14 protein-coding genes are annotated in these 15,939 nt (G+C 45.8%); 6 read left to right on the top strand and 8 right to left on the bottom strand.

What is annotated here, in order from left to right; genetic code table 11:
• Positions 1-185: 185 nt before the first annotated feature.
• Genes FW767_RS02530 through FW767_RS02510 form a run of 6 tightly spaced genes read left to right on the top strand, consistent with a single transcriptional unit; the run spans position 186 to position 5,408 of the window.
• On the top strand, positions 186-1,319 hold the full coding sequence (locus FW767_RS02530; protein WP_121698084.1) for a glycosyltransferase family 4 protein: 1,134 nt from the start codon (positions 186-188) through the stop codon (positions 1,317-1,319).
• A 46-nt stretch (positions 1,320-1,365) separates the two neighbouring features.
• A complete protein-coding gene (locus tag FW767_RS13295; RefSeq protein WP_235897989.1) occupies positions 1,366-1,734 on the top strand; it encodes an LbetaH domain-containing protein in 369 nt (122 codons plus the stop codon).
• The gene (locus tag FW767_RS13290; protein ID WP_235897988.1) at positions 1,686-1,886 is read left to right on the top strand and encodes a DapH/DapD/GlmU-related protein; all 201 of its coding nucleotides are present in this window, start codon (positions 1,686-1,688) and stop codon (positions 1,884-1,886) included. Before FW767_RS13295 ends, FW767_RS13290 begins: the two co-directional genes overlap by 49 nt.
• Positions 1,887-1,897: 11 nt before the next feature.
• Positions 1,898-3,019 carry a glycosyltransferase gene (locus FW767_RS02520; RefSeq protein ID WP_121698085.1) on the top strand — a complete coding sequence of 374 codons (1,122 nt, stop codon included), beginning with the start codon at positions 1,898-1,900 and terminating at the stop codon, positions 3,017-3,019.
• A 15-nt stretch (positions 3,020-3,034) separates the two neighbouring features.
• Positions 3,035-4,087 carry an NAD-dependent epimerase gene (locus tag FW767_RS02515; protein ID WP_121698086.1) on the top strand — a complete coding sequence of 351 codons (1,053 nt, stop codon included), beginning with the start codon at positions 3,035-3,037 and terminating at the stop codon, positions 4,085-4,087.
• 10 nt (positions 4,088-4,097) lie between these two features.
• Positions 4,098-5,408: a nucleotide sugar dehydrogenase gene (locus FW767_RS02510; protein WP_394349334.1), complete on the top strand. Its 1,311-nt coding sequence runs from the start codon at positions 4,098-4,100 to the stop codon at positions 5,406-5,408.
• Positions 5,409-5,491: 83 nt separating this feature from the next.
• Here FW767_RS02510 and rodA read toward each other — a convergent pair whose 3' ends face one another.
• The 8 genes from rodA to FW767_RS02470 all read right to left on the bottom strand — a co-directional run bounded on the left by rodA (position 5,492) and on the right by FW767_RS02470 (position 15,925).
• Positions 5,492-6,958: a rod shape-determining protein RodA gene (gene rodA / locus FW767_RS02505; protein ID WP_121698088.1), complete on the bottom strand. Its 1,467-nt coding sequence runs from the start codon at positions 6,956-6,958 to the stop codon at positions 5,492-5,494.
• Positions 6,939-8,804 carry a penicillin-binding protein 2 gene (gene mrdA, locus FW767_RS02500; RefSeq protein ID WP_148464196.1) on the bottom strand — a complete coding sequence of 622 codons (1,866 nt, stop codon included), beginning with the start codon at positions 8,802-8,804 and terminating at the stop codon, positions 6,939-6,941. Before mrdA ends, rodA begins: the two co-directional genes overlap by 20 nt.
• Before the next feature lie 12 nt (positions 8,805-8,816).
• Positions 8,817-9,326: a rod shape-determining protein MreD gene (locus FW767_RS02495; RefSeq protein ID WP_147438684.1), complete on the bottom strand. Its 510-nt coding sequence runs from the start codon at positions 9,324-9,326 to the stop codon at positions 8,817-8,819.
• Between the two features lie 16 nt (positions 9,327-9,342).
• Entirely contained in the window at positions 9,343-10,188 is an 846-nt protein-coding gene (mreC, locus tag FW767_RS02490; RefSeq protein WP_121698091.1) for a rod shape-determining protein MreC, read from the bottom strand.
• A gap of 97 nt (positions 10,189-10,285) precedes the next feature.
• Positions 10,286-11,305 carry a rod shape-determining protein gene (locus FW767_RS02485; protein ID WP_121698092.1) on the bottom strand — a complete coding sequence of 340 codons (1,020 nt, stop codon included), beginning with the start codon at positions 11,303-11,305 and terminating at the stop codon, positions 10,286-10,288.
• 26 nt (positions 11,306-11,331) lie between these two features.
• A complete protein-coding gene (gene purH / locus FW767_RS02480) occupies positions 11,332-12,858 on the bottom strand; it encodes a bifunctional phosphoribosylaminoimidazolecarboxamide formyltransferase/IMP cyclohydrolase (protein WP_121698093.1) in 1,527 nt (508 codons plus the stop codon).
• A gap of 95 nt (positions 12,859-12,953) precedes the next feature.
• Positions 12,954-14,528 (bottom strand): NAD(P)/FAD-dependent oxidoreductase, encoded by a 1,575-nt coding sequence (locus FW767_RS02475; protein ID WP_121698094.1) that lies wholly within the window; start codon positions 14,526-14,528, stop codon positions 12,954-12,956.
• 11 nt (positions 14,529-14,539) lie between these two features.
• Entirely contained in the window at positions 14,540-15,925 is a 1,386-nt protein-coding gene (locus FW767_RS02470; protein ID WP_121698095.1) for an MATE family efflux transporter, read from the bottom strand.
• Positions 15,926-15,939 lie beyond the last annotated feature (14 nt).

Raw genomic sequence — 15,939 nt, 5'->3', positions numbered from 1 at the left:
TTTTTTCTACCGATTCACTCTTGGGGGCGGACTCGGCCGCCCCCGCCGCTTGGGCATCCCCCTCCGAGAGGAGTGAGGTTGGTCTGCTTATCTAAGCAAAGTTTTTGCACTTCGATTTTGAATCTTCGTTGATATTTGACACTCACTGAATTTTATATAATGCCGATATCAACATTAAATACCCAATGATTCTATTTTTTTGCATTCCGGATGAAGTTGAATATGATGGAGAAGCATACTTCAGCAATCCTATATCTGTAATGTTAAACAGATATGCCCGATCCGATGATAAAGTGATTTGTGTCGCTCCGGTAAAGCGTGTAGGTAAAGGCTCTTCTGACAAGATATGCAATGGTTCTGTTGAGTTCCAGTTCATAGATAAGATGAATTCATTTAATTCATTGTTGAATTGGAATGTATTTAAGACGCGGCTCAACACAATTATTGAAAAATGTGATGCTTGTATTATACATGTACACTCGTCATTTGTCAGTAATCTTGCGTTTGAGATTGCTCATCAGCAGCATAAACCGATTCTGACTGTTGTCTGTGGCTGTCCTTGGGATGCTTTATGGAATTATAGTTTAAAAGGCAAGCTATTGGCTCCGTTTGCATATCTTTGGCTCAAACGCGTACAGCAAAGAGCCCAATATTCAATATATGTTACATCTGAATTTTTACAGAACAGATATCCAACGTGCGGCCAGCAGATAAATTGCAGCAATGTGGAACTCAACACTTATCAAATTGACTTGGCAACGCGCTATACAACCATTTTATCGGGGCGACGTTTCCGAATAGCCACTGTAGCTGCTGTCGATGTTAAATATAAGGGGCAACAATACATCATTAAAGCTTTAAAGAAGTTAAGGGACAAGGGGATTGAATTTGAATACTATATAGTTGGTTCAGGCAATCCGTCATATTTAAAACGGTTGACAAAAAAATATCAGGTTGAGGATTTGGTTTTCTTCACGGGACCAATTAAACATAGCGAAATATTCCAATTTTTAGATGACATTGACATATATGCTCAACCAAGCAAGCAAGAAGGGCTTCCAAGAGCCGTTATAGAGGCCATGAGCAGAGGCTGTTTATGTATTGGGTCCAAAATCGCCGGCATTCCGGAATTAATTGAACCTGAGTTCTTGTTTAGGGCTGGAAATATATCACAGATAGTTGATATTCTGAAGAATATAGATAATAATGTATTAAAAGAACAGGCAAGGAAAAATGTAATAAAGGCTCAACAATATTCCAAGTCCGTATTGGATGAGCGGCGGTCTAGTTTCTTAAATGAATTCAAGAATGATATTTAGAGCCTATTTAGAAAAATTTATATACAAGGAAATAAGACTTTAAATTGTGAAATCAGGAAAATCAAGGTATATGGATATAATGAAATTTTGTCAAAAAAATGTATTTGGAAGATTCCTTCAAGGTTTAGTACAACATTATAATCATGACAAATATTGGAGGAGAAGATATATTGTAACGAATCCAGATAATACTGCTCATATCCTGATTAAATTATTTTATCTCTGGTATATAAAACGATGTGACGCATTCAATAATTGTTCATTCGGGACTAACTTAAATTCTGGAGCATTTTTTGCCGAGCCTCCATGTCTTCCCCATGGGCCTAATGGAATTATTATTGGGCATGATGTGTCTATTGGTGCTGGATGCATTGTGTATCAGCAGGTTACTGTTATGCAGGGGGGGGTAAAATAGGGGATAATGTTCTCTTGGGTGCTGGAAGTAAGGTGCTCCCTTCGGTAAATATCGGAAATAATGTAAAGGTCGGGGCTAATTGTGTGGTCGTTGAAGATGTTTTTGACAATGCAACTGTTGTTCTTCCAAAGCCTCGAATTATCAATAGATAAATTTATTATAAATGAAAATTCTTCATATTGGTAAATTCTATTCGCCAATCGAGGGTGGAATTGAATCAATTAATCATGTTGTTGTCGAAGCGTTGACGGGCGCTCAACAAAGAATAATTTCGTTTAACAATAAAAATTATTCAGTTGATGAAGATGTTGAAAATATCCCCGTCGTAAGAGCATCGTCACAAGGCATATTGGCAAGTCAACCGTTATCGTTTAAATACTTCCGCGAGTTGAAGCGCTCGATAAAACTATTTGACCCGGATATTATACATTTTCATTATCCTAATCCTTTGGGCGCGATATATTTATTATTGTCAATAAGGAAACGTAATAAACTCATTGTTCACTGGCATAGTGATGTTGTTGCACAACGAATAATGAAGCCGTTTATACGTCCTATTGAAAATAAGTTGCTTAGACGCTCCGATGTAGTTATAGCCACAAGCCCGGCTTATATCGATGCTTCCGATAATCTTAGACCGGTTAAAGATAAGATCGTTGTTATACCTTGCTCAATAGATGAAGATAAGTTTAAACTAAAGACTGCTGACGAGCCGTATATACGGGAAATACAAGAGAAATATGGAAATAAACCAATCGTGTTTTTCGTGGGCAGGCATGTAGAGTACAAGGGTATACGCTATTTGCTTGATGCTGAAAGGATGGTGAAACACGATTGTGTATTTGTAATAGCGGGAAGCGGGCCTTTGACTAATGAATTACAAGCAACATATGCTTCTGACAGGATATATTGGTTAGGGCGAATTAGCAATGATGTTATGCGTAGGTACCTTTATGCGGCTTCTGTTTTTGCCTTTCCTTCAATCACGCGAAATGAAGCATTTGGGGTCGCTTTGGCTGAGGCCATGTATTGTAAGTGTGCGCCGGTGACATTTACAATTGGAGGGTCAGGGGTAAACTGGGTATCATTAGGTGGCAAAACCGGTATTGAAGTTCGTAATAGCGACTCCGCCTTATTTGCCTCTGCTATTGATGAGTTGCTTTCCGACCCTGAGAAAATGGCCGAGTTGTCTGATAATGCTCATGACCGAGTTGAAAGTAAATTTACTAAATCAAGAGTGGCATCACAATACATAAGTTTGTATGACCAACTTTATAACGAATAATATAGCGGTATAATTATGAAAATACTTGTTACTGGCGCTGCCGGATTTATTGGTGCGGCTGTAAGCGCTTGTCTTATTGAAAAAGGGCACAAATTAATCGGTCTTGATAATCTGAATGACTATTATGATGTAGAATTAAAATATGGCCGTCTTTCCCGATTGGGAATAGAAAAGGATGCCGTAGCATGGTACAAGTTTGCAGAATCTACACTTTCTAAAGAGTTTAGTTTCATACGCATGAATTTGGAGGATACGCAGGCAATGCAGATGCTGTTTGCTAATGGCGGATTTGATGCTGTTATAAATCTTGCCGCGCAGGCAGGTGTGCGTTACTCCATTACCAATCCTCACGCTTACATAGAGAGTAATGTCGACGGGTTTATAAACGTGCTTGAAGGTTGTCGGGATAACAAGGTGAAGCATCTTGTGTACGCATCATCTTCAAGTGTATATGGTCTTAACGGGCAGGTTCCATTTTCGGAGCATCATGGGATTGCTCATCCTGTAAGCCTTTATGCCGCCACTAAGAAGTCCAATGAATTAATGGCTCATGCTTACTCTAAATTGTATGGCATCCCGACTACCGGATTACGATTTTTTACTGTTTACGGACCATGGGGTCGTCCGGATATGTCTCCGTTTCTTTTTATAGATGCTATTCTTCATGACCTACCGATCAAGGTATTCAACAATGGTGATATGCTTCGTGATTTTACTTATATTGATGATATTGTAGAAGGTGTATCACGTATTGTAGACATTATACCCGAGGGTAACCTTGATTGGGATGAGGAAAATCCGGATCCCGCAACGTCACCGGCACCTTATAGAATTTATAATATAGGGAATCAGCAGCCAACAAAGTTAATGGATTATATATCCTGTATAGAAACTGCTATCGGTCGTGAGGCGCGAAAAGAATTTCTTCCGATGCAGCCGGGTGACGTATATCAAACATATGCTGACTCTTCGGCTTTGGCAGAGGCTACCGGATTTAAGCCCTGTACTCCTTTACAGAACGGAATTGAGCGAACAGTTGATTGGTTTAAAGAATATTATAAACTTTAATATGGATAGTATGCGAAAGTATAATATAGCGGTAGCGGGAACGGGCTATGTGGGTATGTCGATAGCCACACTGCTGGCGCAGCATAACAGGGTGACGGCCGTCGATGTCATTGCGGAAAAGGTTGATAAAATCAACAGCAGGATATCGCCCATACAGGATGAGTATATAGAGAAGTATCTTGCCGAGAAGGAGCTTGACCTCACTGCCACGCTTAATGGTGAAGAAGCGTATAAAGATGCTGATTTTGTCGTTATTGCGGCTCCGACCAACTACGATCCGGTGAAGAATTATTTTGATACCCACTGTATCGAGGATGTCATTGACCTTGTGTTAAGGGTCAATCCTGATGCTGTGATGGTGATAAAGTCTACCATACCTGTGGGGTATTGCCGCAGCCTTTATTTGCGCTATGCGCAGGCCGGGGTAGGGAAGTTGAATCTGCTTTTTTCTCCGGAATTCCTGCGTGAAAGTAAGGCTTTGTACGATAATCTGTATCCAAGCCGTATAATTGTAGGATATCCCAAGTTGATTGATTCGCCTGAGTTCGGCGCTGAAAATGAAGCTATATGCAGGATTGCCGATATCAAATTGTTGGAAGATGCAGCCCGCGTTTTTGCCGGTCTGTTGCAGCAAGGTGCAGTTAAGGCTGACATACCTACGCTGTTCATGGGCATGAAGGAAGCCGAGGCGGTAAAACTGTTTGCCAACACATACCTTGCGCTCCGCGTGAGCTATTTTAATGAACTTGATACTTATGCCGAAATCAAAGGCCTTGACAGTCAAGCTATAATCGAGGGTGTAGGTCTTGACCCCCGCATCGGTACACACTACAATAATCCGTCGTTCGGTTATGGCGGTTATTGTCTGCCTAAAGATACAAAGCAGTTGCTTGCCAACTACGCCAATGTGCCTCAAAACATGATGTCGGCAATCGTAGAGAGCAACCGTACCCGTAAGGATTTTATTGCCGATCGTGTTCTTAAAATGGCTGGATGGTATGATGATAACAGTGGTTACAGCCGTGAGCGTGAAGGCTTATGTGTGATTGGTGTCTACCGTCTTACTATGAAATCTAATTCTGATAACTTCCGTCAGTCCTCAATACAGGGAATAATGAAGCGGATCAAGGCAAAGGGCGCCGAGGTCATAATCTATGAGCCTACATTGGATGATGGTACAACGTTTTTCGGTAGTAAGGTGGTAAATAATTTGGAGGAATTCAAGGCGCGCAGTCATGCTATAATTGCCAATCGTTACGACCCGGTGCTTGGTGATGTTGCCGGGAAAGTGTATACGCGCGATATATTTCGGCGCGATTGAGGCTTAGCGGCGTTGTCGCGTCGGTCGGAATAAGGGGGGGATGTCGGTATGCCGGCATCCCCCCTTGTTGTGTGGGGGAGGGGTCAGTAGCTGAGGTGTTCGCGGCGTGAGGCGTCGATGCGGAGCATGATGAAGAGGAGGAAGGTGAATCCCCACAGTGAGGAGCCGCCGTAGCTGAAGAAGGGGAGGGGGATGCCGATTACGGGGCATAGCCCTATGACCATGCCTACGTTGATGGCCAAGTGGAAGATGAGGAAGGAGGCCACGCAGTAGGCGTAGACGCGGCCGAAGGTGGTGGGCTGACGTTCGGCGATGGTGATTACGCGCAGTATGAGTATGAGGAAGAGGGCGAGTACGGCGGTTGTGCCGATGAAGCCTTCTTCTTCGCCTATTGTGCAGAATATAAAGTCGGTGTGCTGTTCGGGCACGTATTTGAGCTTGGTCTGGGTGCCGTTGAGAAATCCTTTGCCGGCGACGCCTCCGGAGCCGATGGCTATTTTGGACTGGTTTACGTTGTAGCCGGCTCCGCGCAGGTCCTCGACGATGCCGAGTGATACTTTTATACGCTGTTGCTGATGAGGCTGCAGAACTTCATTAAACACTTTGTTGACAGAAAAGAGAAAAGCTATCGAGCATAAGGCAGCGCCTATGGTGATAAGCAGATGACGGGCTGGAGCCTTGAACATAAGTATCAGGCAGTAGAGCGAGGCTATGCCGATTACTGTCAGGAAAAACACCATGCCGGATATCTCGACTCCGCATAGACGGGCTATCCATGCTCCAATGCCTGTGACGAGAAACCATAACAATACGTTGCGGGCTCCGGCAATAAGGCGGCAGTATATCGCCAGCATGGCTACCATTATGAGCTCGATCATTATAAATACGGCTACTTCGCCCGACGGTAGCCCCATGATAGCAGTTTCGGTGTATTTGACAGTCGTGACAAAGAATACGACGGCACACAATGCGGCGGTGAGCACAAGGCCGCTCATGCCCTCGCGGTACAGTACAAAAAACAGTGCCATGTATGCCAACGCCGAACCGGTCTCTTTCTGTGCGAGAATAAGTCCTACAGGCAGAAAAATTATGAGCAGGGCCTTTATATAATTGACCGGCGAGGCATTGAGTGTGAAGTTATATGACGAGAATAGTTTGGCCAAAGCCAGAGCGGTGGCGAATTTGGCAAATTCAGCCGGTTGCAGACTCATCGGGCCTATTACGAGCCATGAACGTGAGCCTTTTATGTCGGGTGCTATGAATATCGTTATTATCAGAAGTATGATGAGTACTCCGTATATCGGGTATGCGTAGGCCTCGTAGATGCGGAAGTCTATTAAAAGTATAATAAGACCGGCTAATGCGGCAAGACCTACCCAACGTAATTGCTTGCCTGAAAACTCATCGAAAGAAAATATCGAGGCATTGTCAAAGTCATAACTTGCCGCATAGATGGATATGATGCCGCCTATGATGAGTAGAAAGTATATAATAACCGTTGTCCAGTCAAGGTAACGGAATACTGACGGATTAGTGTTTCTTGACTCCACTGCTTATGATTGTATTAGCTTCAAACATTCTATCTTCAAGATACTGTCGCTCGGGGGCGATGGTGTCGGTAAGATATTTCTCTATCATCAGCGAACCGATAGGCACACCGTATGTGGCTCCGAAGCCTGCATTCTCGACGTATACGCATATGGCTATCTTCGGGTCATGGTACGGCGCGAAGCCTATGAACGCGGAGTGGTCTTTGCCGTGAGGGTTCTGTGCTGTGCCTGTTTTGCCGCATACTTCGATGTCTTTAAGGTTGGCGAGTCTGCATGTACCGCCCGTTACGGCCATGCGCATGCCTTCGGCCACATCCTCGAAGTGCTGGCGGTCAATCGTCGGGTAGCGCTTGTCGCGGAACTCAGCCGGGAGTACCGTGTCCTGTATCTCTTTAACTACGTGGGGTGTGACAAACCATCCGCGGTTGGCGATGGCGGCACACAGATTAGCTATCTGCAGTGGGGTGGCCAATATCTCACCTTGGCCTATGGATATGGATATTATGGTATTGGCACTCCAGCGGTTTTCACCATATATCTTGTTGTAAAACTTTGCGTTGGGTATGAATCCGCGGCTTTCACCGGGAAGATCCACTCCGAGTTTATAGCCATAGCCGAGCGAAACGAGGTGGTGTTTCCATACTTCGAAGGCCTCGGCCGCAGAGCCGTATTTTGCACGTTTTCCGTCGAGCATGGCTTTCAGCCCCCAGCAGAAAAATGCGTTGCATGATGTCTGTAATGCCGGCTTTAGCGCTATCGGAGAACCATGGCCGTGGCATCCTACTTTCAGGCCTCCGTTGATGAATCCGTGATAGCATGGATAGGCCGTGGTGAGCGTTATGATGTCTTCCTGTCGCAATATAAGACCTTGTGACGGTTTGAAAGTAGACCCCGGAGGATACGCTCCCATCAGTGCCCTGTCAAACAGCGGCTTGTAAAAGTCATTTACAAGTTCGTTGTAGTTTTTGCCTCTTTCGCGACCTACAAGAAGCTTCGGGTCGTAAGTCGGACTGCTTACCATTGCGAGTATCTCGCCGGTGGCAGGTTCGATGGCTACTATGGCGCCGATCTTGTTTTGCATCAGTTTCTCGCCATACATCTGCAGGTCTATGTCGATACTTAGCTTGATGTCGCGTCCCGACACCGGCGCTACGTCATGTGCTCCGTCGTCATATTTACCCTGTATACGTCCGTAAGCATCACGTATAAGTATCTCCACACCTTTCTCACCCCGCAGATACTCTTCGTAGCTTTTTTCTACACCGAGGTCACCGCAGTAGTCTCCTGCCGAGTAGTAGGGGTCGCGCTCTACGTCACGCTGTGACACTTCGCGTATGTTGCCAAGCACATTGGCCGCTGTGGAATACATGTATTGGCGCAGTATGCGCTGCTGGATAAAGAATCCGGGAAAGCGGTATAACTTTTCCTGCAGACGCCCGTAGTCTTGGGCCGATATATGGGTTATTAATCGTTGCGGCGTATACGACGAGTATCCGGGATTCAGGCGTTTATCCTTCATGTCGCGTACCCTTTTTACAAATTGCTCCTTGGTTATGTTGAGCGCCGAGCAGAAGTCAAGAGTGTCAAATTCCTGCACGTTCTTGGGTATCATCATCACGTCGTAAGCCGGCTGGTTGTACACTACAAGTTTGTCGTTGCGGTCGTGCATCATGCCCCGTGACGGGTATAGGGTCTTGCGCATGAATGCGTTGGAGTCGGCAAACTGCTTGTAGTCGTTTTCCATCACCTGAAGGTTGAACAACCTTACGATGTATATGGCTACTATGACTATTATTAAGCCTCCGATTATATATTTCCTTTTTTCAAGTCTGTAATCTTTTCTCATGGTGTGTGGTTTTCAATCATGTCGCGACAACACGCTGTCGAGTCCCAATAGGAGCAGAAACGACAATACCGAGCTACATACAATGCGCAGCCCCAGCCTTACTGGATCGAAAAACGAGCATGCCTCGATGAGGAATATAACTGCACAATATAGCAAGACAAGCGTAAACAGATATTTCATGTACACATCGAGTCCGAGCGACTTGGCCGACGGTTCAGGGTCGGTAAGCTCGTCTTCGCGCGGGAAGTATAGGTGCAGAACATTTCGTCGTGACATTGCGAGTATTGTGCATGCAAGCGCGTTCATGCCTTGTGTATTTGCAAATATGTCAACCGACAGGCCGGTGAGGAAGCCTATTGTCAGAACCCAGTTGACCGAGAGGTTAAGCGGAAGCCTTACCAAAACATAGATGAAAACGAATGGCACTGCTACATTGAACAGACATATGTTGTTGAACACCATTGCCTGTGCAAGTATCAGAACCACCGTCAATATGGCAAATTGTATTATTGTCTTTGTCATGTAGGGTTTCGGTTTATCAGTCGTTTTCCTCTCCTTCTTTTATCATGTTGAGCTCGTCTATCATAGAGTTGCGTATGACCCTTACCGTACTTAATGTGGTGAAATCGGTGAATAGTTTTATACGCAAAGCATAGAAGTTGTCATCATGCTCTTTCTCGTGGGAAATGATGGTGCCTACCGGTATGTCAGGGGGAAATACCGCGGAATATCCGCTGGTGACAATCGTATCGCCCTTCTTGAACCGTTCATGGCGCGGCATCTCTTCAAGTAGAGCCTCATGCGGGCTCTTTCCGTCCCATACCAATGAGCCGAAATATTCGCGTCCTTTGACTTTACACGACAGTCTCATCTTGGGATTGAGCAATGATATCACTCTTGCCGAATGGTCGCCGACAACGTTTACTATACCTACTACGCCATTCTGATCCACAACACCCATTTCGGGCTTTATTGAATCGAGTGCGCCTTTTTCAATAGTCAAGTAGTTATGGGCTCTTGATACACTGTTGCTTATAACTCCTGCCAAAATATAGTCAAATGGCATGAGAGTCGAGTCCATGCGCAGTGAGTCGGCTTGTATCTCTTCGCGGTAGGCTTTTATCTGATGACGTAGGTTTATTACCTCCTGTTCAAGGCTTGCATTGCGTCGCTGCAGATCTTCGTTGATGTCGTGAAGATAGAAATAAGAAGTGACGGAATTGGATGCTTTAAACACAAGCGAACTCACCTTGTTGGCCGAGGTAAGATAAATATAATGTTGATAGGGATTGTTGTTGACAAGCAATATGCAGCTGATGACCACATATATTATGAAAACAAACCACTTGCTGTACTTTATGAAAAAGTCAAGAAGATTATGCATTTAAGTAAATTGCCCTATACATTAAATTAGTTGTTAAGGAGTGCCGCTGTAAAGCGACACTCCTTTTAACATTAATCGGTGACTATACCATAAGAAGTTATCGGATGAGGAACTTGAACTTATTGATGTTCTTAAGTGCCACTCCTGTTCCGCGTGCTACGGCCAGCAACGGGTCTTCGGCTATGTGGAAAGGTATGCCTATCTTATCTACAAGCCGCTTGTCAAGACCTCTTAGCAAGGCACCTCCTCCGGCAAGCCATATGCCGTTGCGTACAATGTCGGCGTATAGCTCGGGCGGTGTCTGTTCAAGTGCGCTGAGTACTGCGGCCTCTATCTTGGATATTGACTTTTCGATGCAATGCGATATCTCCTGATAGGTGACAGGTACTTCCATGGGAAGGGCAGTCATCTGGTTGGGGCCATGTACTATATAGTCTTCCGGCGGATTCTCAAGCTCGGTAAGGGCAGAGCCTACGTTCATTTTTATAAGTTCGGCAGTGCGTTCGCCTACTTTGATGTTGTGGGCTCGGCGCATATGTTCCTGTATGTCATCGGTAAGGTCATCGCCGGCTATCTGTATGCTTTTGTTGCTTACAATGCCGCCGAGCGATATCACGGCTATTTCAGAACTTCCGCCGCCTATATCAACAATCATGTTGCCTTCCGGCGCCTGAACGTCAAGACCTATGCCGAGAGCTGCCGCCATTGGTTCATAAATCATGTACACATCACGACCGCCGGCGTGTTCCGACGAGTCACGTACGGCACGGATCTCCACTTCGGTTGAGCCCGAGGGTATTCCTACCACCATACGGAGCGACGGTGAAAACCAATTGCTCTTGGTGCTTACTTTTTTTACGAGGCCGCGTATCATAAGCTCGGCTGCGTTGAAGTCTGCTATGACTCCTTTGCGCAGAGGTCTTACGGTGCGTATGCCTTCCGGCTCTTTGCCCTGCATCTGCTGGGCCTCGGTACCTACGGCTATGAGTTTGCCGGTTTTAGTGTCGAGGGCCACTATCGAGGGCTCATCGATCACGATCTTGTCATTATGTATTATAATGGTATTGGCAGTACCGAGATCGATGGCTATTTCTTTTGTGAAAGAGAAAAGTCCCATTTAATTATAGTATATGGAGAGTATTATTAATGCTTGAAGTGGCGTATGCCGGTAATGACCATCGCTATACCATTATTGTTGCAATACTCTATGGTATCGTTATCGCGTATGGAGCCTCCGGGTTGTATGACCGCGTTTATGCCTGCTTCGTGTGCTATCTCCACACAGTCTGCGAATGGGAAGAACGCATCAGATGCCATCACCGCGCCATTTAAATCGAAACCGAATGATTTAGCCTTGGCGATAGCCTGCCTAAGGGCATCGACACGCGATGTCTGTCCTACTCCGCTTGCATAGAGCTGAAGGCCTTTGGCAAGAACGATAGCGTTGCTCTTTGAGTTCTTGACAATCTTGTTGGCGAAAAGAAGGTCTTTTTCCTGTTCGGGAGTCACGGCGGCAATAGTAGCCTGCTTGAGGTCCTCTGTAGTCTCAACCTTTAAATCGCGTTCTTGTCCGAGTGCTCCGTTAAGGCACGAACGGAACTGCATCGTTTCTGTAACGGGAGCTTTCTGTACGAGAATTATGCGGTTCTTTTTCTGTTTAAGTATGTCAAGCGCTTCGTCGGTGTACCCGGGAGCGATTATCACTTCAAAAAATATCTTGTTGATTTCTTCTGCTGCAGGGCCGTCGACAGTGCCGTTGGTTATGAGCACACCCCCAAAAGCCGATACCGGATCACCGGCAAGAGCGGCACTCCATGCTTCGCTGATGGTAGAACGGGTGGCAAGTCCGCAGGCGTTGTTATGCTTGAGAATGGCAAACGTAGGTTCGGTAAACTCCGATATAAGATTTACCGCAGCATCGATGTCAAGCAGATTGTTGTATGATATCTCCTTACCGTGAAGCTGAGAGAACAATTGCTCGAAATCACCGAAGAAATAACCTTTCTGATGAGGGTTCTCGCCATATCTCATTGTCTTTGCACCGTCGATTGCTACGCGCAGGGCCGACGGTCCGTCCTGAAGATCAAAATAATTGAATATGGAACTGTCATAACCCGAACTTACGGCAAAGGCTTCTTTTGCAAACCATCGACGGTCATCGAGCGATGATTGTGCGCCTTTTTCGCGCAACATGTCGGCAAGAGCTTTATATTGTCCTTTGGAGGCCACTATGACTACGTCGTTGTAGTTTTTTGCGGCAGCACGTATAAGCGATATGCCGCCTATGTCGATCTTTTCGATAATAGCTTCATGCGATGCTCCCGAGGCGACTGTGTCTACGAACGGGTAGAGGTCTACGATGACCAAGTCTATTTCAGGTATGTCATATTGTTTTATCTGTTCGCGGTCAGTAGCATTGTCACGACGGTTGAGTATACCCCCGAATACTTTGGGATGCAGAGTCTTCACTCTGCCACCGAGTATGGATGGATATCCGGTCAAGTCTTCAACAAGCTCACATTTGTAACCCAAGCTCTCTATAAAAGACTGAGTACCACCTGTGGATAAAAATTTGACTCCGTCTTTATTTAACATTGCAAGTATCTCTTCAAGTCCATCTTTGTGGTACACCGATACTAACGCGGTCTTGATCTTCTTTATTTCCGACATGCTATTATTCTTTGATTATGCAATTCAGATTACAAAATTAATGAAAATCCACGGATATATACATAGATATATAATAAAAATATTATTTAATAAGATTAATTGCCGGCGTGTGTAGTGTCCATGTACGATACCAAGGCATCGGCACATCGCTCCCCGTCAATTGCCGCCGATACAATGCCTCCTGCATATCCGGCTCCTTCGCCGCATGGAAACAGCCCTTTTATCCTGATATGTTGGAGTGTGGCATTGTCGCGTATGATTCTTACTGGAGCAGAGGTGCGTGTCTCGCATCCTATCAGTACCGCATCATTGGTGAGAAAGCCGTGCGACTTCCTGCCAAATTCAATGAAGCCTTTGCGCAGGCGTTCCGATATTTCTGGCGGCAAAAGCCTGTCTATGCGGGCACTGTGTATGCCCGGAGCATATGAGGTTGCCGGCAGAGAGGACGATGTCTTGCCGTTGGTGAAGTCAAGCATGCGTTGTGCCGGCGCGTTATGAGTCTTCTCTGCATCTTTATAAAAGCGGGCTTCTATATCTTCCTGATAGTACATCATTTTAAGCGGACCTGCATCATGTTTGTCTTCTATATCATCAGGCAGTAGCTCTACAACCATACCTGAATTGGCCCAGCGAGTGCCACGTGACGACGGTGACATGCCGTTGACTACAAGTTGTCCCGGACCGCTCGCCGCAGGTATTATGAAACCACCCGGACACATGCAGAAAGAGTAGACACCTCGTCCGTCGACACGAGTGAGCATAGAGTACTCGGCGGCAGGCAGATATTTGCCGCGTCCTTCGGGTGAGTGATACTGGATTCGGTCTATAAGTTCCTGCGGATGTTCAAGCCTGACGCCTATGGCGAGGCCTTTTGCTTCCATTTCTATGCCGTGATCTGCCAATATTTTGTATACGTCACGGGCGGAGTGGCCTGTAGCAAGTATTACCGGACCTCGGTACTCTTCACCAGTTATGGTTTTGACTCCGGTGACCGTATCGTTGTTAATTGTAATGTCGCATACACGTTGGTTGAAATATACTTCTCCGCCTGCCCGTATAATAGTGTTTCTTATCGCTTTTATGACTACCGGAAGTTTGTCTGTGCCTATATGCGGATGCGCGTCCACCATTATGCTCTCATCAGCTCCGTGTTGGTGGAGTATGGACAGGATTTTCTCTACAGAGCCGCGTTTCTTGCTGCGGGTATAGAGTTTGCCGTCGGAGTATGCGCCTGCTCCGCCTTCGCCGAAACAATAGTTGGAATCCTGGTCTACTATATTTTCGCGGGCTATGGCTGCCATGTCTTTGCGTCGTGAGTCCACGTCTTTTCCTCGTTCTATAACTATAGGCTTTATGCCTCGCTCGATAAGACGTAGGGCCGCAAACAGACCTGCCGGTCCGGCGCCTACGACGACGGCCTGATGCGATGACTTCACAGGTGCATAGTCAATTGTGGGATATATGTCGACAGGTATGTTTTCGTCGATATACAACCGCAATGTTATATTTACCGTGACCTTGCGTTGGCGGGCGTCGATTGACCGTTTTATTATACGCGTTCCTTTTACCCTTTCAGCTTTTATTCCTGATGTTTTGATGCCCTTTTCGGAAAGTCGTTTCATGTCCGATGCCGTTCTCGGATCGACCCGTAGGTTTATGTCTTGTTGCATTTGTTGTAAGTTTAATTTTGGTTGATAGGAGAGAGAGTTGCAAACCGCTTGTTTAGACGCTTGATCATTACCAGTACTGTCGCTGCAGCTACTATGGCTGCGAGCAGGTCGGAACCGCACATGCTCGCCCACACTCCGTCTGTGCCGAAATGTCGTGGCAGTATAATCAGGAACGGTATAAGAAACAGCAGTTGTCGGGTTAGCGAGAGGAATATCGACAGTTTCGGCTTGCCGATTGACTGGAAGAAATTTTGTATTACAATCTGGCATCCTACTACAGGATATACGATGAAGTATATGCGGAAACCCTCGCGTGCTATACCTATAAGTGTTTCGTCGTTGGTAAACATAGCGCTTATCGTGTCGGGAAACAGTTCAGTGACGGCAAAGCCGACTGTTGTTATAGCTACACCGAGCCATATGCCTATAGATAATGTGCGTTTGACTCGATCCCATTTGTTGGCTCCGTAGTTAAAGCCGAGTATCGGCTGCATGCCTTGCGTGACTCCAAATACTATCATCACGAAAAACATTGTGGTGCGGTTTATTATGCCGTAGGCACCCACTGCGAGGTTGCCGGAAGTGCCTGCATAATCAAGAAGCGCCTTGTTGATGAATATCACAACCACACAGGCACATACATTCATCAGAAACGGTGATAATCCGATGGAGTATATGCGTCTGATAATCGAAGGCGTAAACCATCGGTTGGATAACTGGAAATGGATGAAGCTTTTCTTTGAAAGGAAGTGATGCAGGACCCATACAAATGCGGCAAACTGTCCGCATATAGTGGCAAATGCCGCTCCGGCGATGCCCCATTTGAATGAGAATATAAATATAGGTGCGAGGATAACGTTGACAAGTACCGACAGCAACGCAGATATCATGGCTTTTTTAGGATAGCCTGTAGCCCTCATAAGGTTGTTAAGGCCTATGAATATGTATGATATGGGTGTGCCGTAGAGTATTATTCTCATAAACTCGCGGGCATAACTTATTGTCTCTGGTGTAGCTCCGAAAAAGTAAAGAATCTCGTCAAGAAATATAAGGGTTATGCCGCCGAATACAATGGAGTGTATGAGGCAGAGTGTCATGACGTTATTTACTACGTCGGTTGCGCGAGATTCATTTTTCTGTCCGATGAATATGGAGCTTATTGTGGCGCCGCCAACGGCAATGAGAGTACAGAATGCCACGACCAGATTCATGAGCGGAAACGTGATTGCAAGTCCGGCTATGGCCATCGGGCCTACGCCGCGTCCTATGAATATACTGTCGACAATATTGTATAGTGAAGTCGCCACGCTTGCTATTATGGCCGGTACCGAATATTGAACGAGTAGCTTCCCTATTGATTTTGAGCCTAATGAAAGCGGACTGTCTGCTGTTGCCATATTATACGATTTAT

Source organism: Heminiphilus faecis, from assembly GCF_008728965.1.
Classification (GTDB): Bacteria; Bacteroidota; Bacteroidia; order Bacteroidales; family Muribaculaceae; genus Muribaculum; species Muribaculum faecis.
This window is presented reverse-complemented; position numbering and strand designations above follow the sequence as displayed.